Genomic DNA, 24685 nt, shown 5'->3' with positions numbered 1-24685 from the left:
TTAGAATCTGAAATTAAGTGAAGCTTCTAAAGTGAATGGACGAATGTATGATCCAACCAAAAGCTGATCGTAATAACCTGAAGCATCTGTAATTAATTCTGCTCCGTTGATTGTTCCTTTTGCCCCTGTCTGATTTAAGAAGTTTACTGCGGTCAAGCCGATATCAAAATGATTGTTGATTTTGTAGTTTACACCTCCAAAGGTTTCCCATCTTGGCGCAAAATATAAAGCATTCGTCTGGTTCGCATACTGCTTGCTGAAGTATCTGAAACTAGCCCAGAATTTGAAATCTTTATATTTATAACTTGGGTCAATTTCCATTAATACTTTAGAAATTTCCAATACGTTTTTATCGTTATAAGAATAGTTATTTCCAAAAGCCGAGAAATCATAATTTTTGTAAACAGGATCTTGGAACGTAATTAAATAATGTAGATTAAATCCTTTAAATGGAGTTGCCACAATATCTGTTGTCCATCCTAAAGTCTGGATATCATAGAAAACCGTTGCTACTTCTGACTGAGTGGCATCAGCTGGATTCACTAAATTTAATCTTGCTAAATAATTATTTCGAGTTAAATAAGTAGCCTGAGAAACGATACTGAATTTATCATGATTGAAATACAATCCAAACGCTGCTAAAGGGCTTTTTGATTTCGCATTATTAGGTGCTACCGCTCCAGAATAACTTTCCAACTGACCATTTTTTTCTGTGTAGGTAAAGTCAGCAAGAACTCCGGCTCTTTTGGTTACTTTGTAAACCGCATTAATAGAACCTCCTAAATGAAACCAGTTGTTATCAAAATAGGTTTTCTGACTTGGATCAAATATTAAATCCGGCGTTCTTGGTGTTAAGTAATAATCTCCTTTTAATTTGTGGTATCTTAAATTCACTCCGTAAGCTAAACTCAAACGGTCTGTAATGGTCCAGTTATCTGAGAAATATCCAGATAATTTGTTTTCGAAACCATTGTGGTATTCACCTCCGACATTGTAATTGTAAAATCCGTCAGCATCTGTGTTAGAAGTTCCGCCTGGTGTGTTACGAACCAATTTATCAGGGTTTGCGCTTACAGTTTGATTAAAGAAAGAACGACTTGACGTAAAATCATCAACTTGGTAATAGTATTCCATCAAACCAAATCTCCATTGGTGTTTTTCTACATTTTTAGTGATTTCAAATCTCGACATTGCAGTTTTGGTTGGCGTGCCGTCTGTGTATAATCCCAGCATCGAATTTACATTTCCAACATAGGCATTACCAGTAGATTTGTATGTGAAATTATCTGCAGCAGTCGCTTGAAAAATTCCAAGTGGAATGGCAATTAACTGAGAAGCTTCAGCATAACGAAAACGAGTTGAGAAATTGAATTTCCAATCATTTGCTAAATCATAATTTCCTAAGATATCAAAAGTGTGAGAAGTTGATGCAGCATCGCTTCCGCCCATATCCGCAAATTTCGTTTCACCCGTCATGATGTCTTTAAACTTCATGATTCCGTCATTGACGATATAGGAATCACGTCCAATTCTAAAGTCGTTGTATTCTTCGACTTTTCCACCTTCTTTGTATCTGAAAACAGCATAATTTGTTAACGAAGCTGAATTGGCATATTTATACAAAAAGCTGATTTGTCCTTTTCCGTTATTGAATTTCTTGGTTAAACCTGCTCTGTAAATTTGTGTACGATCTGAATATTTGGCAAATTTTAAATCGAAAGAGTTTGGATCAAAATTGGCATAAGCACCCATTGTATAGGACCAGCCTTTTGCTAATGGCCCAGAAACATTTAGGTCGCCTTTCATCCATCCAAAACTAGAACCTGAAAAATTCCCCACGACTTCCAGTTTGTCCGTTCCTAGTTTGGTATAAGAATTAACGGCAAAACCTAAATCTCCAGTTGTAATCGCTGCTTCTCCAATTTTTAATAATCCTGTGCGTCCTAAACTCGTGCTTTGTCTCCAAGTACGGTTTGGCAGTTCTGGCCAGAAATAATAAACCACTGGTAAATCATTTTCCTGAATCGTGATACCACCCACAGTTGACGGCAACCCTATATTTACATCACGCGGGCCAGTGTTGTTGGCCGCATTAAGCATAACATTTCTATTTTTTTCTTCTTTAGTGTCTGATTCTACAATTTTGGTAGTTTTTTTAATTGAATCTGTAGCTTTTTGCTGTTTGTTGTCTTCTTGTGAAAAAGCCTCAAAAGCTGGAAAAAAAGCCAGACAGATTGTGGAAATAATTAATTTTTTCATGAGTAGTTTAAGTTAGGTTTTCTTTATGAAATTTTCATTGCTTCATAATGAAGCAATATTAATTACTATTTCTCATTTCAACAAATAATTGCTGTTATTATTTTCATTTTCACATAAAACAACCCGTATAAATTCCATAAAAACAACGAAAAGCTATTATCTTGAAAATGTTAAATTGACACTTCAAAAAAACTACCTCGTTTGCGTAAAGTATTGTAATTGTTGAAAAAAATAGATTCGAAAATGAGAAAAACGCAAAAACGTTTTGGAAGGAGAAATAAAAAAAACACATCAAAGGCTAAATTTGTGATGTGTTTTAAAAAGACAGAAAAAACTTAAACAATTTGACTCGTACAGATTAAAAAGTTTAAATTTGAAGCTAATTATACCGTCATGGATTTCAAAAAATTACTCGAAAAACGTTCCGAAGAGTCTTGGAAAAGATTTATTCCGACTCTTTCTATTGACTGCGTCATATTCAGTTTTCACGAAAATGAACTTCAGGTTTTACTTTTAAAATTAAGAGACCGAGAAGAATGGGGACTGCCTGGCGGTTATGTAGAAAAACTTGAAAATGTCGACGATGCGGCAATTCGGATTCTAAAAGATAGAACTGGTACAGAAAATATTTATCTGCAGCAATTTTACACTTTCGGAAACTTAAACCGTTCTGAGTTTGCTTTTCAAGATTATGATGACAATATGTGGCACAAACAGCGTTTTATTTCTATTGGATATTATGCTTTAGCAGAACATGGTCAGGTAAAAATGGATATTGATGAATTTTCGAGCATTGTTAAATGGCATTCGATAGAAAATCTTCCTGAATTTATGATGGATCACAGGGCTATTTTTGATAAAGCTTTAATTACTTTGAGGGAGCAACTAAACAATCACCCAATTGGCTATAATCTTCTTCCTGAGAAATTTACGATGCCGGAATTACAGAAATTATATGAAGGTATTTTAGGAAAAAAACTGAACCGCGGTAATTTTTACAGAAAAATTCTGCGTTACGATATTTTGACAAAACTGGATGAATCCCGTAAAGGCGGCGCACACAAAGCACCCGATTTGTACAGTTTTGATTGGGAAAAGTACAACAGTGCTTTAAAAGAAGGCTTACAAGGAAACTGGTAATTATTGCAATGGCAGAATTACTGTAAAAATTGTTCCTTTTCCAACCTTAGAAATCACTTCAATCGAACCATTGTGCAGGCTGATAATTTGTTTTACAATAGATAATCCGATGCCGTAACCATTTTCGTGATCTTTGTTTTTGCCTCGGTAAAATAAGTTGTAGATTTTTTCAAGATCGGCTTCCGGGATTCCTATTCCGTCATCTGAAAAGGTTAATGTAATTTTTTCTGATGAAGCGTTAATCTCTACATTACAAGAATGATTTTCAGAATATTTACAGGCATTTTCCATGATATTTGAAAAAGCAATCTGTAGCAGATATGGATTTCCAGTATAATTGTAAACACTGGAATCTGTATTGTCCAAGTTCATGTAACTTATTCCAATCTTGTATTTCACCTCTTTTTTATTGATCAGATTTAATTTGGCATCGACCAAAACTTCATCTATTCTCGTTGGCGACATTTTGATCTGTGAAATGTCATAATTCGCCCTTGCAAAATCTAAAAGGGCTGTCGAAAGCTGCGAAACATGATTGGCTTCTTCCAAAGCATTATCCAATGATTTTTTATAATCGTCAACGGTCTGATTTAGCTCTTTTCCTAGTTCAATTTCTGCAATCAAAATAGAAAGAGGTGTTCGAAATTCATGTGAAATGGTGGTCACAAAATTTCGATGATTATTAAAGGATTTTTCTAATCTATTGAAGGTTGTATTAAAGGTCTGAGTAAGTTCATAAAGCTCGTCTTTGGCTTTTGGAACCACAATTCGTTTGTTCAAATTATGCTCGGATATATCTCGAATTTGAAAGATAATATCTTTTAAAGGTTTTAGGGTATAATAGGAAAATCCAAATCCAATAATGAAAACCAAAACAATCGAAATAAAATATACATAAAGTACATTTTCTTTAAAAGCGTTAATATGATTAAGACCTGTTACGTCTATTGCTCTTCCTACGATATAATATTCTTGGTGATTGTCTTTGTATAAAATTCCTCGATATTGGTATTTTTCGTCTGCCCAGTTTAAAAATTTATTTCTTTTTATAGATTCTAATATTTTTTGATTTCCAAGCGGTGGCATATTGTCCGAAAAATACAGATTGAAGTTGCTGTCATAAACACTTATATCGGCTTCATTTAGTACCTTTTTATTTTTAGTATGCAGAAATTTAATGAGGTCTTTGTTGATTTGGGCATCAAATATAAACTCGGCGCGCCAGATTATTTTATAATCCAGACGGTCAAAGAATTCATCTTTTCTATTTTTTTCTGAAACAAAATAAACGCTGTAGGCAAATACGAATAAAATAAAAGCCGTTAAAATAGCATAAGTGAGGGCAGTGCGGGTTACTAATTTCATATTTTATTACTTAAAATAAATCCCATTCCCACTTTCGTATGAATTAGTTTCTGATCAAAATCTTTGTCAATTTTCTTTCTTAGATAGGCAATGTAAACATCTATATAATTGGTTCCGGTATCAAAATTATTTCCCCAGACATTATCGGCAATTTCATCGCGAGTAAGCAGTCTTTCCGGATGCTGCATCAGAAAATGAAGTAAATTGAATTCTTTCGGAGTGAGATTAATTGTTATTCCTTGTCTGTAAACTACTTTGGTTCGTTTATCCAGAACAAGATCATTATAAGTGATTTGAGAAGTTTCTTCAACAGTATGAACAGCATCATTTTTACGCTGTAATAAAGCTTTAACTCTGGCGTATAACTCTCTTATTTCAAAAGGTTTTACGAGATAATCATCTGCGCCGGCATCAAAACCTTCAATCTTTTCATCAATGGTTCCTAAAGCGGTCAACATGATGATTGGTATTTTTTTTCCGGATTGACGGATCTTTTTGCAAAAAGTAATGCCATCCATTCCAGCCAACATAATATCAGTAATGATTAATTCAAAATCAATTTTCCCTAAAAGTATAAGTCCTTCTTCTGCTTCTTCTGCAATATATACCTGATAACCCTGACTTTCTAATCCTCTTTTCAGTAAAGCCGAAACTCTGCTGTTATCTTCCACAATTAAGATCTTCATCTATGTCTGTTCCTTTTAAAATCGAGGTCAAATTTACGACAATATTTTCTTTTTCTAATAGAGTCTTAGAATTGAGCCGATTCTACACAAACACAAAACACACTGTATTACAACACTTTAAAATAAGAATAAACGCATTTCTAATAACATTCTATAAGCTTTCTAATACTTTTCTAATAACCCAAAGCACATCGTGAATCTACCTTTGTCGAGTCAAAAACAAGTAGTGATCACTACCAGAACAAAATGTAAATTTTAACTATACATGAAAACAAATTATTTAAAAATTGGATTGTGTTTTTTTCTGCTTGCAGGATTTATCAATACAATTAATGCTCAAAAAAAGAATGATTTTGGAAACCCAACTTTAACCAAATATTTAAACGATGAAAAAACACGTTCGATCTCATTCAGCGGTTACACAGAAATTTGGGCTCGATATGCAGAACTTAATCCGGGAAGTTTGGTAAATGGCGAACAGGTTAACAGTATTTCAGATTTATCATTGCGAAGAGTTAGGGTAAAAATGTCTTATCAGCCTACAGAAAAATTCACGTTTGTACTGCAAGGCGGTTTGACCAATGTAAACGTCGCTTCTAAAACTACTCCTGCATTTGAACTTTTAGATGCCTATGCAGAATATAAATTTAATGATGCGATTGCTGCCGGTGCTGGACGATCAACTTGGAGAGGTTTATCAAGATTTACAACCGGGCCTTTGAATACTTTATTATATGATTTACCCTCTTACGCCACTGCCAATGCAGGAATATCAGACGAAACAGTTAGAGAAATGAGTGTTTATGCTAAAGGACAAATCGGGAAATTAGATTATCGTTTGGTTATCGCTGATCCTTATACGAATGTAAGCGCTGATCCACAATACAATCTTGCTACATTCAGCAAAACACATCCTAACAAAGATTACTCAGGTTATTTTAAATATGAGTTTTTTGATACCGAAAGCAACAGTACTCCTTTCCACTCTGGAACTTACAACGGTAAAAAGAAAGTCCTAGCGCTAGGTGCAGGTTTTGAATATATGCACAATGCATTATGGCACTTAGACGAAGCAAAAACAACTATTAATGATGATGAAAAAAGTTTTGCCGTTGACCTTTTCTATGATACACCAATCAACAAAGACCGCGGTACTTCTTTCAGTGCTTATGCCATGGCGATGAATAATAATTACGGGCCAAATTATGTGCGTTATTCTGGCGTAAGTAATCCTGCAAGCGGTGTAAATACAACGGTAAGCAGTCTAAATGGTGCTGGGAACAATTCTCCTGTTATAGGGACTGGAAATACGTATTATTTACAAGTCGGCGGAACGCTTCCTTATTTCAACAAAGCCAAAAATAGTCTTCAGCTGCAGCCAGCGGGAAGTGTGATGCTTTCTGATCTTGACGGACTTCATGATAAAGCGCTGACTTATGATGCGGGGATTTCTTTACTGATGAACGGCATGTCTTCAAGATTAACTTTTGATGCCCAAAACCGTCCGATTTATACTTTAAACGATGCCAATCTAGCAACAGTTTCAGACCGAAAATGGCAGTATGTTCTAAAATATAGAATCGACTTTAATTAAAACGTTACGATTATGGAAAGACGAAATTTTATTATAAAATCAGCGAGCGCGGGAGCACTTGCATTGACTGGAGCAAAAGTACTGGCAAATACTTCAGCTGAAACAGAGCCACAGCATAAAACGGTTTATTTTCATTACCTGCTTTTCTGGCTTAAACCTGAACTTACACCAGCGCAAGTCGAAGATTTCGCCAACTTTTTTGAAGGTCTTAAAAAGCTGCCGTACGTAAAAAATGTCCGTTACGGAAAACCTGCCAATTCAACGCCAAGACCTGTTATGGATAATTCTTTTACTTACAATGCTTCTATGGAATTTGATTCATTAGAAGATTTAGAAACCTACGGTAAACTTGACGGGCATCTTGCTTTAGTGGCCCAATACAAACCATTCTTCAATAAAATGATGGTTCACGATTCTGTATACATTCAATAAAAAATTTTAAACACATAGAAACATAGTTATTTCTTTATCTAAAAAAGAATAGAGAAAGAAACTAGTTTCTAACACCTACTTACTATGTGTATTGACGCAAATGAAATGCCTTTCAACGGTGCCTAAACCTATGATTCTATGTGTTTAAAATTAATTACAAAAAAAATTATTACTTTTAAATTTAATACCAAAATGAAAAATCTATTAAAAGGATTTATCCTAACTGCATTTCTTATGGCAGCAAACAGCAATTATGCACAAGAGCACAAAAAAGTTCAAGTGAAAGCTATGGAAGAAGCCGCTGAAATTCCAGCGTACCGACTTATCAATAAACCTGATGGAAGCTGTACTTTCGAAAAAGGTTCTATTCCATCCTTAAAACACATGAATACCGCTTCTTTCTGGTACAGCAATAAAACAGAAGAATGGGAAAAAAATGCGCATCCAGCGCCAAGAAAACAATATGTTATTACGGTAAAAGGTAAAATTAGATTTAAAGTCTCAGACGGAAGTACTTTCATCATAGAACCTGGAGTAGTTTTACTAGCCGAAGATCTTAAAGGAAAAGGCCACAGTTGGGATATGGTAGACAGCGATGTTTGGGAAAGACTTTATATTCCGATTACCGAAAATTCAGATGATCTTTTTAAAGCTGAATCTAATTAAATGAAATAGTAAGCGATTGCAATAAAAGATGGATTTATTGCTAGTGAAATGAGGTGTTTGATTCGTCAAGCACCTTTTTTATTGACAAAAATATTTCGCTCCACCGGAGCTTTTGAAATCAACACAACTAAAATCCTATAAATATTCTGCCTCGCTGGGGCATCTAAACAGAAATAAAACAAAAAAAATCATACAATCCTTTTTGGATAACCTTTATTAGCTTGACAGCCTAAAAGTCCACAAGCAAAGCTTATTTTTAAGCCCAAAATTTCCACGAATTAATTTGTGAAAATTTGTGCAATTTGTGGCTAAAAAACTTTTTTCAAGAAGTTCGAAGCGAAATATACTAAGCACATCACTTTTATTTTTTTTGACATAAAAACAACTTTTAATTAACTGTATATCAAAAATTTATTTATCTTTAACATTCCCTCATCTTAACTCAGATTTACAATCTGAACAGCCTGACCATCTAAATTTTATAATTATGAAGTGGTTCGTCAATTTAGGATTTCCGTTTAAAAACAAGGTTGCAGTGCAAAATCTTGAACAAGACACAGCCGACTTAGAAAAAGGGAAAGAACTCTATCTTTCCAGCCAATTTTCTGAAGCTTTGTCTTATCTCGATAATGCTTTAAACTCAGGTTTTAATAGTACGGTTTATGAATTGAGAGCAAAGTGTTTCCAGCAGTTGAATTATCATTACAAAGCCATTGATGACTTTGATAAAGTGATTGAAGATAATCCGTTAGAGTTTTCTTATTACTACAGCCGGGCCGTTTCAAAAAATGCCATTGCTGATATCACGGGTCAAATTGAAGACCTTCAAAACTGCATTTATTACTACAAGAAAAATAAAAATATAGAAAGCCGCATTTTACAAAATCTTGAAACCGATTTAATTACCGCTGGAAATTATATCGAAAGCGTAAAAAATACGATTACCTCCGTTCCTAACAATTCTTACTTAGAAATAAAAAATCTGATTACCGAATGCCTGCTTCAAATCAAAAGAATCAGGCTTCGAACCAGAAGATTTAAAACACAAAGACTCAAATCTATTTCGTAGGCACAACACTATAAGACATTCCTTTTTTAGTGTCAAATTTTGCTGTGTAACCAATAGATGATTTCTCGCTTTTAATGTTCAATTTTTCAATTATAAATGGTTCAGCAGATCTTATAGAACAAACTCCTCCATTTTGAGAAACAATTTTTGCCTGAGTCAATTGACCAGCATTCCATTTTATATCTACTTTGAAATTTCCTTTTGCAGTAATGCCTTTAATTTCTCCGTCTGTCCAAGCATCTGGAAGCGCTGGAAGCAGATGAATTTCTTTATTCTGACTCTGCATCAGCATTTCGATTACACCGGCAGTTCCTGCAAAATTTCCATCAATCTGAAATGGCGGATGCGCATCAAACAAATTTGGGTAACAACCTCCGTGTCGTTTGTATTTAGGATCGTTATCTTTTGTCAATCTCAATTGATTTTTGAATAACTGATAGGCATGATTTCCATCCAAAAGTCTTGCCCACATATTTACTTTCCAAGCTAAACTCCAGCCTGTTCCATCGTCGCCGCGCAGTTCTAAGGTTTTCTTTGCGGCTGCAGCTAATTCAGGTGTTTTTAATGGCGAAATTAAATTAGCAGGATGCAAAGCATACAGATGCGAAGTATGTCTATGATGCGGATCTTCTTCTTCAAAATCTTTATACCATTCTAACAATTGTCCTTTTGCTCCAATTTGAAAAGGCAACAATTCGCCTGCTGCTTTATTTACTTTTTCTCTGAAATCTGAATCAGTATTTAAAATTTTAGAAGCTTCGGCTGTATTTTCAAATAAATCTTTTATGATTCCAATATCCATTGTAGAAGCCGTTGTTACAACACCTTTCTTTTTGCCATCGTAATAAAACATATTTTCTGGCGAAGTTGAAGGCATAGTAACCAAATGACCGTTTTTGTCTTTCTGAAGCCAGTCTAAACTAAATTCTGCAGCACCCTTTATAATTGGATATACTTTTTTCAGATAGGCAACATCACCTGTATATTCGTAATGTTCCCATAAATGCCTGCTCATCCAGTTGGCTCCCATATACCAGTTTGCCCACATAGGATCTCCTTTTCCAAAATCACCTACAGGATTCGTCATAGCCCAGATATCAGAGTTATGATGCAAAACCCAGCCGTTGGCATGATAATAACTTTTGGCTGTTTCTGTTCCTGTTACAGAAGCATTTTTAATGTATTCGTCAAGCGGAAAAAACAACTCCGATAAACTTCCCGATTCTACTGGCCAGTAATTCATCTGTAAATTAATATTTGTCGTATAATTACTGCTCCAAGGTGCACGAAGTTTATTATTCCAAATTCCTTGTAAGTTTGCTGGCGCATTGTGTGTACGAGAAGAAGAAATCAGCAGGTAACGTCCGAACTGAAAAAACAAAGCTTCCAATCCGGCATCTTTTTCTCCTTTAGCGTATTCTTCCAGTCTTATATCTGTTGACAGATTCGATTTATTGGTTTCTTTTTCATTCAATTTTAAGGAAACTCTATTGAAGAGTTTTTGAAAATCGGCAATATGCTCTTTTAACAAACTATCGTATTTTTTCGCAATTGCCTTTTTAATCGGAGCTTCGGCAAATTGATGTTCGTCTTTGCCTTCGCTGTCAGGGCATTTATCAAATCCGTTGAAACTTGTCGCAGCCGAAACAAAAAGTAAAATCTCCGAGGCATTTTTAATCACTAATTTATTTCCCTCTGAACTTATTTCTCCGTCTTTTATTACTGGTTTAACAATCAATTCGAAACGCATTCCTCTGCATCCTGATGGATCTTCATAAATGATTGGTTCTTTGTTATAATCAATATAATTTGGATCTGCATGTGATGGCGCTTTTCCTTTTAAAACCAAAGATTGATTCTGTATGGTTCTTTCATTTTTCAAAAGACTTGAAGCATCCAGTGTCACAGAAAGTTTCTTTAATTGATCTGTCGAAAGTTTAATGACAATACATTGTGCTGGAGCCGAAGCAAAGATTTCCCTTTTATAATTTACGCCACCAATTTTAAAATTTGTTGATGCTAAACCTGTCTGCAAATCAAGGCTTCTATGATAAGAATCGGGTTGAAGTCCACCAAAATCTTGTTTTAAAATAAGATCTCCCAACGGCATAAAACTTTCGCTGTAAGGTCCTTGCATGTTTTTAGTTAAAACATAGGCTTTTTCAAAATCCTCATTCGTCAACGCTTCTCTAATTAAGGCTAGATTCTTAAAAGCATCTGGATTTACATTTTTCTGTACTGGTCCGCCACTCCACAAAGTAGCTTCATTCAGCTGAATTAATTCGGAATCCACTCTTCCAAAAACCATTGCGCCAAGTGTACCATTCCCTACTGGCAAAGCTTCTGTCCATTCGACAGCAGGCTGTTGGTATTGCAGTTTTAAATCTTTTTGCGCAAAAACAGAAAATCCTGTCAGCACGAACAATAATAAAAGGCTTTTTTGAGAAAAATGATATGGCATATATTTTATTTTTAAATGATCATATGAATTAAAGGAGCCAATTTATATTTTTATAAACCTGTCAGGTTTACTAAATAAGAATAAAAAAATTTATTTCAATCCTCCTTTCGTATGAATATTAATTTTATATCGTTTTCAATTTCAAAACAGTTATAGAATAAGCAGGAAGACTCAATTGCTGTTTTCCTTTTGTTACTTTATATTCACTTTGTTTTGGGGTAATTTTTTTAGGATCTGCAAACGTGTTTTCATCTTGTAAATTGGCGCTTGCCAATCTGATCAAACTTCCTTTTGATCCCAATTTTGCTCCTTTCAAATCAATACTCACTTCTGATGTTGTTGCTGCTGTATTCACCAGTTTCACAATAATTTCTTTACTGTTGGCATCTTTTACTGCCGATGCATATAAATTATTCTGACCAATTAAAGCTTTACCATCCTGCGTAATATTCAACAAATCTGTTCCTTTATTGGTTGAGAATAACTGCTGCACATAGTAGTTTGCAGAACCATAAGATTGCAGATTATTGAACCAAATCATATCTGGTGTCCATTGCCAAGCATCTTCGTGAGCCATCAAAGGCGCATAAGAAGTTAAATGAACTACTGCTGCATTTCTTTCCAATCCTGTCATAAAAGCGGCTTCAGAGAAAGCACATTCCCAATTGTTTCTATTATTTGGGTTTGCTCCTGAAACACTCTGCGCTGCATATTCTCCTGCAAATATCTTTGGTCCTTTTCGGTCATAATTATCGTAACGTCCAGCATTCTCTCTAAACCACTGCGGGCTTTGATAATAATGTTCATCAACCAATTCTGCATTAAGCTTCTTAAGCTCTTTCATTGCATAGTCGAAATGCTCACCATCTGGCGAAGGACCACTTCCAGAAACTATAATGATATCTGGATATTTTGCCTTGATCGCTTTTTCAAAAACTTTATATCTCTCGATATAATCTGTTCCCCATTGTTCGTTTCCTACTCCAATATATTTTAAATTAAACGACTTTGGGTGTCCCATATCCGAACGGATTTTACCCCAAGTTGTCGTAACGGCTCCATTGGCAAATTCAATTAAATCTAAAGCATCTTGTACATACGGATCTAATTCGCTCATTAAAGCTAATTCTCCTGTATTGTATTGACATGCCATTCCACAGCTCAAAATTGGAAGCGGTTCTGCTCCAATATCTTCCGAAAGCTGGAAATATTCAAAAAATCCTAAACCGAAACTTTGAAAATAATCTGGTGTTAATTTATGGTTGAATTCAACATTCCATCTGTTCATCATGGTTTTTCTATCCTCCACATTTCCAATCGATTTTTTCCATTGGTAACGATCAGACAGCGTTCTTCCTTCTACAATACAACCTCCCGGAAAACGCAAAAATCCTGGTTTCACATCGTATAAAAGCTGTACAAGATCTTTACGAAGTCCATTCTTTCTGTTTTTCCAAGTATCTTCTGGAAACAACGAAATCATATCCAAATCAATCGTTCCTGTTCCTTCAAAAGTGATTTTCAGCTTCGCTTTTGCCTCAGTTTCAGTTGTCGTAAATTGTGCTGTATAATTCGTCCAATCGTCTGATTTTGGAACTATACTGGTTTCTCCCAGTACTTTTTGATCTTTATTAATCAGCTGGAAGATAATCTTTTTAATCGCTCCGTTATGATTGGCAGCTTTTAATGAAAGATTGTATTTCGCATCTTTCTTCACTCCCATTCCTCTGAAACCTTCATTTATTAAAGCATAACCTTTATCATTATTAATTTCAACCCTGCAAAAATTAGTATTATTTGCCGCTATGTTAATGGGCAGTGCGCTACCAGATTCTTTGTTTAAAGACGATCTTTTGGTATTAGGCTGTTCCCATCCCATTAAAGGCTTTTCAAATTCAAAAGATCTGTTTTTAATCATTTCCGCGTAAAGCCCACCATCTGCTGCAAAATTGATGTCTTCAAAAAACAAACCGAACATGGTTGGCTGAATTTTAGTTATTGTTTTGGAAGCATCAACTTCTAAAGTTGCTTTTTGAGCATTTCCATAAATACTGCTTAACAACAAACCTCCTACGAATAATGTTGAAATTAAATTTCTTTTCATTGTATTATTTTTATAGTGAGAATATACTTGCAATATATTAATTAATCTTTTTTAAGCCTATTATAAAGTATCACGCTATAAAGATTTATTGTGACTTTTACACTTGTAAAACTTATACAAGAATAAATTACTTCTTAACGGCCTCATACTTATTTGGAAAAGCCGCTTCTCCATCTAAATTGACTACTTTTAAAACATCTACATTTTTACTTTCCACTGCATATTTAAAGTATTCTGGTTTGTTTTTTCCCCATTGTACTGTGCAATTCTGAACTTTTATGCTTTCGGCAGTATCAAAATAAAATCCAGAAGTGCTTCCTTTTACAAAACCTTCAACATTTGCTGGTCGTCTGTCGTATAATCCACCAGGAAAAGAAGTTGTTTTGTCCATAAAAACACTCACGTTTTCAAAAACAATATTCTTGATTTTATCTTTTGATTCGCCGCTTACAAAAACACCGTTTTCTCCTGTGCATTGAATATTAGTAAAATAAATATTCTTAATCTCTCCCACTTTTCCTTCTGTTGCGCCTTTTGGAAAACGCCAGTTTGCATCTTTATGATTCGCTTTGGCTCTGCTGAAAGCCGTTACATAAATCGGTTCTGCTTTTCCCCACCAAGTATCGGTGTTTAATTTACTTTCGATAATGATATTAGAGAAAATAACATCGCTTACCGTTCCTTCATCACGATTTTGAATTCCTAATGCGCGATTGCTGTTTTTAATAATACAATTATTAAAAACGACCTGTCTGATAGCATCCATATTTTCTGAACCAATTTTAATGGCACAACTGCTGCTGGTCATGGTACAATTGGTTACGGTAATATTTTCGCAGGCTCCAAATTCTTCAAACTCCCTTCTGTTTTTCAGACAGATGCAATCGTCTCCACTTTCGATATAACAGTCACTGATTCTCACATTTTTAGAATGATCCAAATCAATTCCATCACTGTTGCGGACTTTCAAGCTGTTCAATAATGTAATACCACTGATGACAACATCATTACAACCAACCAAATGTACTGTCCAATACGCCGAATTTCCGATATGAACATCTTTGATTCTAATATTTTTTCCGCCAATGATTGTCAATACGTGAGGTCTTGGATCTAATACATTAAACGGCTTTAAGACATAAGCATCTTCCTCTTCTGCTCCCATAAAAGAAATTCCGTTTCCATCTATTTTCCCGCTTCCGCTAATGGTAAAATCTTCTATATTTTCTCCTCCAATCCAAATTGTTCCTTCTCCCGGATTGGTTCTGAAAGCACTTTTGGTATACAGCTTTTCGTCAGGACTTGCTAATAATTTAGCACCAGCTTCGATATGCAAATCTACTTTTGATTTTACATCAATTGGCCCGGCCAAAAAGGTAAACGGTGCTGGAATTAAAACTCTTCCTCCTGTCTTACTGCAAGCATCAATTGCTTTCTGAATGGCTGCAGCGTCATTGGTTTTACCGTCTCCTTTTGCTCCGTATTTTTTAATGTCGTAAACCTTTTGTGCAGCAGCAGTCAGGGAAATACAAAAAATAAGTAGCGCGATTATAGATTTCTTTTTCATGTTTTTAATTTTTTTTATGTCACGAAGGCTCAAAGGCACTAAGTTTTTTTGTCTCACGCAGATTTAAAAAGATTTGAGCAGATTCTGCAGATTTTTTTTAAAGCAATCAAATTAAATCTGCTAAAATCTGCCGGATCTGCGTGAAACAAAATTTTACAATCTCTGATAAAAAACTTTGCGTCTTAGCGCCTTTGTGGCCAATTCTTAATGAGCCGGTAATTCAAATTTATTTTGCTCTGGTTCGATTTTTCTTTTTAGAGATTCACTGTCCAGATTACTTGATGAAACATCTTTAAAAACAATTTGATTGATTTTGTCCGAAGGAATATCAATGGCTTTCATGCTCAGATTTTTTACATCGTCAAAGACGAAAGCGGGGCGAAAATCTTCCTTATCTAAAATCAGTTTTATGTTTTTCATTTCGATTCCGTTTACGTGACGAACGTAAAATCCCCATGAAGGCAATTCGCCAAACATGGTAAATTCAGGATATCCGCTGCTATTTTCTTTTACATCTTTCAATCGGCTTAAAGGATGATACGCCATTCCTTTTGAAGCTCTTCCCGGATAAACGATTTCAATGTTTTCTAAAGTCACATTCTCTATTGAATGTCCCGGAATTCCAGCAATAGAAGACGGGAACGGATTGTGGAAATAATCAACCTCTGGCCCACGCATATCGTAATCAATATCTGGACGCCCAAACGGAATCTGTGCTTTTACATTTTTAACTGATACATTTTTGATATAACCTGGTTTATCTCCATTTCTATGACCTAAACGAATCAAGATTGCATTTCCAGTATTTACTGCCGTAATATCCGAAACTTTGATATTCTCGATCTCCGCTCCGTCAACAGATTCAATGGCAACCGCCGATCTGAATGTATCAAAAACTTTAATGTTTTCGATTGTTACATTTTTGAAACTGCCATAAGAACCCGTTCCAAATTTTACCGCATTGGCGCTTGATCTAATCGTACAATTTCCAATGTAAATATTATTATTATGTAATCCCGGTATTTCCGATTTTAAACAGATTCCGTCATCTGCAGCGTTTACGTTGCAATTTGTAATTCGGGCATTTTCACAGCCGTCAAGGTCAATTCCGTCATTGTTCCAATACGCACGGCTTTCCACTTTCATAAAATCAATTACAATGTTTTTGCATGCTCTGAAACACATTGTCCAGCCTGGACTGTTCTTCAAAGTAATTTGCGTCATGGTGATTGAATCACATTTTACAAACGAAATCAGTTTTCCCCTTCCGTCTTCAGGGCGCATTCTTCTGTAATTGTATTTTGGATCTATTCGAACTCCTGTATGATGTAGAGAATCTATTGCCAATGCCAGTTCTCTTCCCTGTCCGTCTATAATTCCTTTTCCGTTTACTGCTATATTTTTGGATTCATTGGCAATAATAAAAGCTCTGATTCCTTCGTATTTTGGATAATCATCTGGATTGGTACTTCCTAGCAAAACAGCTCCTTCTTCAAAAAATAATTCGACATCATTTTTTAAAATAATACTACCCGACAGAAAGGTTCCTTTAGAAAAAACGACTTTTCCTCCTTTACTTTTATTGGCCGCGTCAATTGCTTTTTGGATTGCTTTTGTATTCAACGTTTTTCCATCCCCAACAGCTCCGTATTTTTTAACATCAAATACCTTTTGCGCCGAAACGGTTAAGGAAATACAAAATACCAATAGTGCAATTACAAAATTTCTTTTCATTTCTATTTTTTTTATGCTACAAAGGCTCAAAGACACAAAGTTTTTTTTAACCATATAAGTAATATAAGATAATTTAAGTTTTGTCTTGATTGACCTTATATTACTTATATGGTTTACTTTCAACTTAGCGACTTAGAGTCTTTGTGGCAATTTTATAACTTAAAATTTACCAGAAAACAGTATACAAAGCCACTAATATTCCGCTGATAATAAAAGAACCAACAATAAACTCTGATGATACTTTGAACATCGATTTATCTACTTCTATTTTATGAATTTCAGACTCTTCTTCAGATACTGGTTTTGCTAAACTAATTCCCACCATTATCAATACAATGATAAAGAAAACAATGGTCATACGATCTAAGAAAGGATAGTCTGGGAAAGCTCCTTCTGTCCACATTGGCAGGAATTTTAAAATCGCGGCAAGTGGAACCGTTAATAACGCCCCTGCTAATCCAGCTGTTGGCGTTGTTTTTTTCCAGAACATTCCCAGCAAGAAAATCGCTAAAACTCCAGGCGAAAAGAATCCCACATATTCTTGAATAAACTGATAAGCCTGATCTAATGATTTTAATGCTGGCGCTACAAAAGCGGCGATGATCATGCAAACTACTACGCACCATCTTCCTGTACGCACCAATTTCTTTTCTGATGCTTGAGAATTAAAGTATTTTTTATAAATATCTAAAGAAAATATAGTTGAGATACTATTCGCTTTTCCTGCCAAAGAAGCCACAATTGCCGCCGTTAAAGCAGCCAAAGCCACACCTTTTAATCCTGCAGGCAATAAATTCATTAAAGTCGGATAGGCATGATCTGGTTTTAAAACTCCAGCTGCATCCACCATTTCCTGCTGAAACATTCCGTTTTCATGCATGACAAACATGGCAATACCCGGTAAAACAGCAATAATTGGAACCAACAATTTTAAGAAAGCAGCAAACAAGATTCCTTTTCTGGCAGTCTTCAAATCGGCACCTAAAGCTCTTTGAACAATATACTGATTGCATCCCCAATACGCCAAATTATTGATTAACATACCTCCAACTAAAACCGACATTCCTGGCAGTTCATTGTAATGTGGATTGGATTCATCTAAGATCATATGTAAATGTCCCGGTGCTTCATCAGCAATAATGGTCAGTGCTTTTAAAATGTCTTTCCCAAAACCAAACTGATCTGAAAGCAAGGTCAAAGCCAAATAAGTCGTCACTAATCCGCCCAGAATTAACACGATAACCTGAAACATATCGGTATATCCGATTACTTTCATCCCTCCTAAAGTTACGATAACAGAGAACAAACTCAAACCAATAACACAAAACTGAAAACTTATTGGAGCAATAGAAGAAATCGCCAAAGCACCTAGATAAATGATAGACGTAAGATTCACAAATACGTAAATCAACAGCCAGATAATGGCCATAATTGTACTTACGGTGCCACTGTATCTTTTGGCGAGAAACTGAGGCATGGTAAATATCTTATTTTTAAGATAAACCGGTAAAATAAACATTGCCACAATAATTAAAGTGGCAGCCGACATCCATTCATAAGAAGCAATCGCAAGTCCGATGGCAAAACCCGACCCACTCATGCCGATAAAATGTTCTGCTGAGATGTTAGAAGCGATTAAAGAAGCTCCAATTGCCCACCAGGTCAATGAGCCTTCGGCCAAAAAATATTCGTTGGAACTGGTTGCAGCCGTTTTTTTGCTTCTGTAAATATACATTCCATAGGCAGTGACTATGACAAAGTAAATAAAGAATACAATGTAATCTGCGGTTTGTAATACATTCATAATGTGTGGTTATTGTGTGGTTAGATAGTATGTAGCTTTACATAGTGCTTTGCACTATGGTGATGCTTTATCCCCTTCGGGGAATGTTATTATATTTTTAGAAACCATTTCTTTTTATATAAAAAATAGAGCAACAAAAGCTGTACGACGGTTACTGACAAAGCCGCGAAAAAAGGTTGCCAAACAATCGACGTATATTGTATAAGTCCACCAAAAACATAATCTGCCGTATGTTTAAAATCTACGGAACCTTCGGCTGCTATATAAATTAAAATAGAATTGGAACCGATTAAAACCAATGGGAATGCCCATTTTTGAAAGCCGAATAAGTCAATTATTACATAGAAAAAAACAAAAAATAAAATACTGAATCCGCCAACAAAACAAACAAAGGAACTCGTCCATAAATGTTTATTGATTGGAAAATTAATATTCCAGATTAATCCTGCAATAATCAGAACTACCGCAGTTAAAGTCATTAAAAGTAGTTTTACTTTTATCGAAAAAGGACATTTTGCCTTTAAAAACGTTCCAATAAAAACACCTAATAAAGCTGTTGAAATCGCTGGAAGAGTTGAAAATATCCCTTCTGGATCATAAACGGTACTATGTAATCTTCCTGGTAAAAGCAAACGATCAATGTAGCCTTCCAGCGAACCTTCTTTGGTTAAAACTCCTGCTCCAAAATCAGGTACAGGAATCCATTTCATGGCAATGTAATAGCCAATCAAAATTCCGAAGAACCAGATTAATTGTTTCTTGAAATCAAAATTTAAATAAATGATTCCGGCAAAAAACCAAGCCAATCCGATTCGGCCCAAAACACTTGCAAAACGAGTATGATCAAAACCATCAAATCGAAGCAAACCATTTACTATACATCCTAAAACCAGTAAAATACAGGTTCTTCTTAGCATTGACAAATAGATTTTACGCTTCTCGCTTGAAGGTAATTCCTGTGGTGTTTTTACTCCCGCCAAACTCATTTTCTTTTCAAAAGAGAAAGGCATCGAAACTCCAGCAACAAATAGAAAGACAGGAAAAATCATATCGTAAAATGTAATTCCATTCCATTCCGCATGATGCAGTTGCGAAGACATCCAGATAAAAATAGGAATTGGCGCTGCTTTGGCCAGAGCATGAATAATATGTTCGCCGCTCATAATCCAAAACATAACAAATCCGCGAAGCACATCTAAAGAGATTAGTCTTCCATTTGTAGAGTTACTCATTTTTTTTTAGTATTCAGTGGTCGGTTGATAGTTTTTTTTAGTTCTCAGTCGTAATTTTTAGTTTTCAGTTGCAGTCACAGTTTTCAGTTTTTACTGTGAGTTTTTTAGTTCTCAGTCGCAGTTTTCAGTTTCAACTGTCACTGCAAACTGCGACTGTAAACTTTATTTTATTGGTTTAATAACAAATCCGTAGTTATACTCACTTTTTGTTAATTGATATTGTTCATGAGGTGGTAATCCCCAGCTGTTGTCTCCCCCTAATCCGCGTTGGGTTAAGTCGACACAAACAACTACTTCATTTCTTGGAGTAATATCGCTGGAATGGATATTCTTTTTAGAAATTCCACCGTCAAAATCACTCGGATAATTATTCAGAGTACTTATACCTAAAGGTTGCAGACCTTTTATTTCCAAGCCATTTCCTGAATTGCTTGACAATTTAAACCAGCGTATATCGGTCTTGTATCCATTTTCTTGTGGGCGTGTATAAGGCACATATTGGTCTGCAACTTTACTAGTATAAATTCCTTTGAAGGATGCTGTTTTTCTGTCTGGATAATTTTCTAAAGGGCCTCTTCCGTAATAATCCAGATTTTCCAAAGTGTTTTTTAAAGTAAAAATCATTCCGAAACGCGGTAATTCCGGAACCGGATTCGTCCCTTTTTTATAAGCAACGTTTATCTCTAAATCTCCATTGTTTCCTAGTTCATATTTGATTGTGTAATCAGAAGCAACATCATTCAATTTTAATTTCGCAACGATATATTTTTTGCCGTTTTCTTCTGTCTGTTTAATGCTTTCTAAAGAAGTATTTTTCCCAGCCGTTCTCCAGACATTGGTTCTAATCTCCATTTTATTTCCGATGTCATTATCGGTTGGTGCTCTCCAGAAATTAGGTTCTGGATATTGTTTGAAATATTCTTCTCCTTTCAAACTGTAATACGAAATCAAACCAGTTGACTTGCTGATTTTAACCGTAACATTATCTGAAGTCAGTACAAACTGGTCTTTCTCCTCCTGAACTTTTGCAGAATTTATTTTTTCTGATTTTTCGAAATATTTACTGTCTTCAATTACAAATTGTTCTTTCGCAATTTCAAAGTTTTTAGGCAATAATTCCGACCCTTCTTTTGTGTTGGCAAAAACATTCAATAAATATTCTGTCCCTTCTTTTGCTTCTATTTTTGGTAAATCAAGCTTAAACTGTTTTTTTGTTTTTGGATCCAAAGAAACATTGATTGTTCCTTCTTTGATCACTTTACCATTTTCCAGAACTTCATATCTAAAGTTGTATTTATTCAAATTAGTAAATCCGAAATCATTATTAATTTCGATTACACCGTTTTTAATATCAACTGCTTTGAATAAAATATTCTGATATACTTTTTTTACTTCAAAAGCTCCGACATGAGGTGTTCTATCTGGGTAAACTAATCCGTTATGGCAGAAATTTTCATCGTTTAAATAATTCTGGCTTACCATATCGCCACCATAAGTCCAGTATTTACGACCCGCTTCATCAACTCCATAAAATCCCTGATCTACCCAATCCCAGATAAATCCTCCCTGCATGTTTTTGCTTCCGCGAATGATATCCCAATATTCCTGAAAATTACCGCTACTGTTTCCCATAGCATGCGAATACTCACACATGATATAGGGGCGAGTCACTTCTTTTCTTGCCGCATATTCTTTCATGTATTCGATTGTTGGATACATTGGGCATACGATATCTGTATTTTCGTTTTCTTTTGCTTGCTCAAACTGAACCAAACGAGAATTGTCTCTCTTTTTAATCCATTTATAGGCTTCGTGGAATACAGGTCCGTTGGCACTTTCGTTACCTAATGACCAAATAATTACCGATGGCATATTTTTATCTCTTTCAACAAGACTATAAATTCGGTCCAAATGTGCTTCTCTCCATTCTGGAAGATGGCCAGGATTCGTTTTTGGATTCATCCACATTAAGGGCTGTCCCTCTACTCCCATTCCGTGGCTTTCTATATTGGCTTCATCGACCAAAAACAAACCGTATTTATTACATAGCTTTACCCATAAAATATTGTTAGGATAATGACTGCAACGAACCGAATTAATATTCAGCTGTTTCATCATTTTGATGTCTTTCATCATCGTAGCTTCGTCCTGATAATGTCCGGTTACAGGATTATGTTCGTGAATATTTACGCCATGAACCATCAATCGGACACCATTTACCAGTAATTGTCCGCCTTTTAATTCTACTTTTCTGAATCCGATTTGTGTTGAAACGGTTTCTACAATTTCTCCTTTAGCATTTTTTAAGGTTAAAAGTAAAGTGTACAAATTCGGTGTTTCACTGCTCCATAATTTCGGACTTGAAACAGCCTGAGAAAAAGTAACATTCTGAATTTTTGAAGCTTCAAAATTGACATTAAACTCTTTACTGAAAACGTTTTTACCAGAAGCATCAACTAATTTTGCCACCAGTTTTTGATTGTTTATCGCTTTTGAAGTCAGATTTTTCAAACTCACATCAACATTTAAACTTCCGTTTTTATACTTCGCATCTAAATCCGGTTTTGCAAAGAAATCTGAAATACGAACATCCTCGGTACTATACAAATAAACATTTCTGTCAATTCCGGAAAGTCTCCACATGTCCTGATCTTCCAGATACGAACCGTCACTCCATCTGTACACTTCGACAGCCAGATTATTTTTTCCCGGTTTTAAATATTTAGAAATATCAAATTCTGCAGGGCTTTTGGTGTTTTCAGTATAACCCACTTTTTCGCCGTTTACCCAAATGTACATAGCCGATGTTCCTGCTTCAAAATGAAGAAAAACATGTCGGTTTTTCCAGTTTTCAGGCAGAACAAAATCTTTTTTATAAGACCCGACAGGATTATCCCAATGATTGATGAAAGGCGGATTTTTCTCAAATGGATACGTAATATTGGTATAAATGGGCACACCATATCCGTTTAATTCCCAATTGGAAGGAACCTGAAGGTCTTTCCAATGCAGTGTACTGAAATCTGTCTTGTAAAAATCTTTTGGGCGCTCATCTGGCGTTGGCGACCAGGAAAATTTCCACGTTCCGTTTAAAGAAAAATACCAAGGTGAATTTTCATATTTATCCATTATGGCAGAAGTTTCATCTGCATAAGGAAGAAAAGCGGCGCGAGCTGGTTCTCTGTTAATTTGAAATACCTGAGGATTTTCCCAATCGTTACGGTCTTTTTCCTGAGCCGAAATACCCACCGAGAAAAACAGTAAAAGGCTTATAAAAAATATTTTGGTTTTCTGCATTATTTTGGTTTTAGATAGCTTGTAATTATTTTTTTCAACACATAGAAACATAGTTTTTCTTTGTATAAAAAGGCATTTCATTTATTACAAAAAACATAGCTATGTGTGGGAAACTAGTTTCTTTTAATCAATACTCTTACACTCAAAAAAATCTATGTTTCTATGTGTTTATATAAACTTTTAAAACTTCAATTTCTCTGGCAAATATTTAGCAACTAATTCTTTATAATAAGGAAGCAATGCTTTTACATCTGGTTTAACCGGTGCTTTGGTGTACAAATCATACGGATTGAACTTTCTTACCCAGTCAAACATTTCAATGTCTTTTTCATTCATTAAATGGGCATAAGCATTTTCTTTATGCTGAGAATAAAAAGAATGGTATCGAATCATATACAAAGCCGGATCCGGCAGATAATCTTTCATAATCTGATACAGATATTCGTCGTGTCCCCAGCTCATTTTTACCTTATCCAGTCCGCAGTTTTGTGTGTAGATTCCCAATTTAGTATTGAATCTCTCGTCTGTATAATCCGGATTTTCTTTGAAAAATTCCGAATACACAATTTTATCCGAATACGCACAGCCAACCGGAAATGTATCTCCAACCACAGCCCACTGCGGTTCTCCAAACAAACATAAAACTTTACCCAAATCGTGAATAAAACCTGTCAGTACAAACCAATCCGGATGACCATCGGCACGAATGGCTTCTGAAGTCTGTAAAAGGTGTTGTGTCTGATCTAAGTCAATATCTGGGTCGCTGTCGTCTACAAGTGTGTTCAAAAACTCAACAGCTTCCCAGATTGACATTTCTTTTCTATTGAATTGGAGAAATTCCTGTTCTTTACTGCATACAAAGTCATACGTTTGATAGGTATGGTTGATTCTGTAAAATTCCTTAACCGTTTCTACTCTTTCCGAATCGACATAATTCCTGAATTCTTCTTTCTGCTTTTCTTTTACTTCTTCATTTTCTTCAGAAGGATCAGGATATCGCATTAACAAATCATCTTCCCACTCATCTAAATTTTTCAACGGATTGTCTGTATCTATATGCTTTTTCATAATGGTTAATAGTTAAAAGTTACAACACAAAAATAGAATTACATACTCCTTTCAAAATGGATTAATACATCAAAAACATGGATAAATTTGATTATTGTAGGATTTTTATATATTTAATTGCTTTTTTTGTCATTTCGACCGAAGGGAGAAATCACACGCGGGAATCTACAAAGATTGGATATTAACTTTACGGAATTTCTTGTGTGA

At 35.1% G+C, this 24685-nt stretch carries 16 protein-coding genes; 5 read left to right on the top strand and 11 right to left on the bottom strand.

The features are described from left to right. The gene (locus BM289_RS11010; protein WP_091493175.1) at positions 1-2259 is read right to left on the bottom strand and encodes a TonB-dependent receptor; all 2259 of its coding nucleotides are present in this window, start codon (positions 2257-2259) and stop codon (positions 1-3) included. A gap of 393 nt (positions 2260-2652) precedes the next feature. Here BM289_RS11010 and BM289_RS11005 point away from each other — a divergent pair, with 393 nt between their 5' ends. Beyond that, positions 2653-3399 carry an NUDIX hydrolase gene (locus BM289_RS11005; RefSeq protein ID WP_091493174.1) on the top strand — a complete coding sequence of 249 codons (747 nt, stop codon included), beginning with the start codon at positions 2653-2655 and terminating at the stop codon, positions 3397-3399. On the opposite strand, the gene BM289_RS11000 is transcribed toward BM289_RS11005, so the two are convergent. Both BM289_RS11000 and BM289_RS10995 read right to left on the bottom strand, forming a co-directional pair. Beyond that, positions 3400-4764, bottom strand: coding sequence for a HAMP domain-containing sensor histidine kinase (locus BM289_RS11000; protein WP_091493172.1), 1365 nt, complete (start codon positions 4762-4764; stop codon positions 3400-3402). Next, complete coding sequence (locus BM289_RS10995) at positions 4761-5450, bottom strand: response regulator transcription factor (protein ID WP_091493171.1); 690 nt, start codon at positions 5448-5450, stop codon at positions 4761-4763. The genes BM289_RS11000 and BM289_RS10995 overlap by 4 nt, the downstream gene beginning before the upstream one ends. A 265-nt stretch (positions 5451-5715) precedes the next feature. On the opposite strand from BM289_RS10995, the gene BM289_RS10990 reads away from it, so the two are divergent. The 4 genes from BM289_RS10990 to BM289_RS10975 all read left to right on the top strand — a co-directional run bounded on the left by BM289_RS10990 (position 5716) and on the right by BM289_RS10975 (position 9211). Then, a complete protein-coding gene (locus BM289_RS10990) occupies positions 5716-7044 on the top strand; it encodes a hypothetical protein (RefSeq protein WP_091493169.1) in 1329 nt (442 codons plus the stop codon). 12 nt (positions 7045-7056) lie between these two features. Further along, positions 7057-7476 (top strand): Dabb family protein, encoded by a 420-nt coding sequence (locus BM289_RS10985; protein ID WP_091493168.1) that lies wholly within the window; start codon positions 7057-7059, stop codon positions 7474-7476. Between the two features lie 192 nt (positions 7477-7668). Then, the gene (locus BM289_RS10980) at positions 7669-8142 is read left to right on the top strand and encodes a cupin domain-containing protein (RefSeq protein WP_244165361.1); all 474 of its coding nucleotides are present in this window, start codon (positions 7669-7671) and stop codon (positions 8140-8142) included. Positions 8143-8629: 487 nt separating this feature from the next. Continuing rightward, on the top strand, positions 8630-9211 hold the full coding sequence (locus BM289_RS10975; protein ID WP_091493166.1) for a tetratricopeptide repeat protein: 582 nt from the start codon (positions 8630-8632) through the stop codon (positions 9209-9211). Here BM289_RS10975 and BM289_RS10970 read toward each other — a convergent pair. From BM289_RS10970 to BM289_RS10935, 8 genes are all read right to left on the bottom strand, one after another. Beyond that, the gene (locus tag BM289_RS10970; protein ID WP_091493165.1) at positions 9201-11672 is read right to left on the bottom strand and encodes a glycoside hydrolase family 95 protein; all 2472 of its coding nucleotides are present in this window, start codon (positions 11670-11672) and stop codon (positions 9201-9203) included. The genes BM289_RS10975 and BM289_RS10970 overlap by 11 nt on opposite strands. Before the next feature lie 124 nt (positions 11673-11796). After that, complete coding sequence (locus tag BM289_RS10965; protein ID WP_091493163.1) at positions 11797-13776, bottom strand: alpha-L-arabinofuranosidase C-terminal domain-containing protein; 1980 nt, start codon at positions 13774-13776, stop codon at positions 11797-11799. A gap of 127 nt (positions 13777-13903) precedes the next feature. Continuing rightward, positions 13904-15343 (bottom strand): glycoside hydrolase family 28 protein, encoded by a 1440-nt coding sequence (locus BM289_RS10960; protein ID WP_091493162.1) that lies wholly within the window; start codon positions 15341-15343, stop codon positions 13904-13906. Between the two features lie 204 nt (positions 15344-15547). Then, positions 15548-17077 carry a glycoside hydrolase family 28 protein gene (locus tag BM289_RS10955; protein WP_091493161.1) on the bottom strand — a complete coding sequence of 510 codons (1530 nt, stop codon included), beginning with the start codon at positions 17075-17077 and terminating at the stop codon, positions 15548-15550. 166 nt (positions 17078-17243) lie between these two features. Continuing rightward, on the bottom strand, positions 17244-18881 hold the full coding sequence (locus BM289_RS10950) for a sodium/sugar symporter (protein WP_091493160.1): 1638 nt from the start codon (positions 18879-18881) through the stop codon (positions 17244-17246). Positions 18882-18970: 89 nt separating this feature from the next. After that, positions 18971-20113, bottom strand: coding sequence for an acyltransferase family protein (locus BM289_RS10945; RefSeq protein ID WP_091493159.1), 1143 nt, complete (start codon positions 20111-20113; stop codon positions 18971-18973). 162 nt (positions 20114-20275) lie between these two features. Then, positions 20276-23410, bottom strand: a complete 3135-nt coding sequence (locus BM289_RS10940; protein ID WP_091493388.1) for a beta-galactosidase, LacZ type — start codon at positions 23408-23410, stop codon at positions 20276-20278. 180 nt (positions 23411-23590) lie between these two features. Continuing rightward, a complete protein-coding gene (locus BM289_RS10935) occupies positions 23591-24478 on the bottom strand; it encodes an inositol oxygenase family protein (RefSeq protein WP_091493158.1) in 888 nt (295 codons plus the stop codon). Between the last annotated feature and the right edge of the window lie 207 nt (positions 24479-24685).

The organism is Flavobacterium phragmitis (assembly GCF_900112575.1).
Classification (GTDB): Bacteria; Bacteroidota; Bacteroidia; order Flavobacteriales; family Flavobacteriaceae; genus Flavobacterium; species Flavobacterium phragmitis.
This window is presented reverse-complemented; position numbering and strand designations above follow the sequence as displayed.

What these genes read in the sequence shown, in the direction of transcription:
- BM289_RS11010 (WP_091493175.1), bottom strand. Translation starts at nt 2,259, where the DNA reads ATGAAAAAATTAATTATTTCCACAATCTGTCTGGCTTTTTTTCCAGCT.
- BM289_RS11005 (WP_091493174.1), top strand. Translation starts at nt 2,653, where the DNA reads ATGGATTTCAAAAAATTACTCGAAAAACGTTCCGAAGAGTCTTGGAAA.
- BM289_RS11000 (WP_091493172.1), bottom strand. Translation starts at nt 4,764, where the DNA reads ATGAAATTAGTAACCCGCACTGCCCTCACTTATGCTATTTTAACGGCT.
- BM289_RS10995 (WP_091493171.1), bottom strand. Translation starts at nt 5,450, where the DNA reads ATGAAGATCTTAATTGTGGAAGATAACAGCAGAGTTTCGGCTTTACTG.
- BM289_RS10990 (WP_091493169.1), top strand. Translation starts at nt 5,716, where the DNA reads ATGAAAACAAATTATTTAAAAATTGGATTGTGTTTTTTTCTGCTTGCA.
- BM289_RS10985 (WP_091493168.1), top strand. Translation starts at nt 7,057, where the DNA reads ATGGAAAGACGAAATTTTATTATAAAATCAGCGAGCGCGGGAGCACTT.
- BM289_RS10980 (WP_244165361.1), top strand. Translation starts at nt 7,669, where the DNA reads ATGAAAAATCTATTAAAAGGATTTATCCTAACTGCATTTCTTATGGCA.
- BM289_RS10975 (WP_091493166.1), top strand. Translation starts at nt 8,630, where the DNA reads ATGAAGTGGTTCGTCAATTTAGGATTTCCGTTTAAAAACAAGGTTGCA.
- BM289_RS10970 (WP_091493165.1), bottom strand. Translation starts at nt 11,672, where the DNA reads ATGCCATATCATTTTTCTCAAAAAAGCCTTTTATTATTGTTCGTGCTG.
- BM289_RS10965 (WP_091493163.1), bottom strand. Translation starts at nt 13,776, where the DNA reads ATGAAAAGAAATTTAATTTCAACATTATTCGTAGGAGGTTTGTTGTTA.
- BM289_RS10960 (WP_091493162.1), bottom strand. Translation starts at nt 15,343, where the DNA reads ATGAAAAAGAAATCTATAATCGCGCTACTTATTTTTTGTATTTCCCTG.
- BM289_RS10955 (WP_091493161.1), bottom strand. Translation starts at nt 17,077, where the DNA reads ATGAAAAGAAATTTTGTAATTGCACTATTGGTATTTTGTATTTCCTTA.
- BM289_RS10950 (WP_091493160.1), bottom strand. Translation starts at nt 18,881, where the DNA reads ATGAATGTATTACAAACCGCAGATTACATTGTATTCTTTATTTACTTT.
- BM289_RS10945 (WP_091493159.1), bottom strand. Translation starts at nt 20,113, where the DNA reads ATGAGTAACTCTACAAATGGAAGACTAATCTCTTTAGATGTGCTTCGC.
- BM289_RS10940 (WP_091493388.1), bottom strand. Translation starts at nt 23,410, where the DNA reads ATGCAGAAAACCAAAATATTTTTTATAAGCCTTTTACTGTTTTTCTCG.
- BM289_RS10935 (WP_091493158.1), bottom strand. Translation starts at nt 24,478, where the DNA reads ATGAAAAAGCATATAGATACAGACAATCCGTTGAAAAATTTAGATGAG.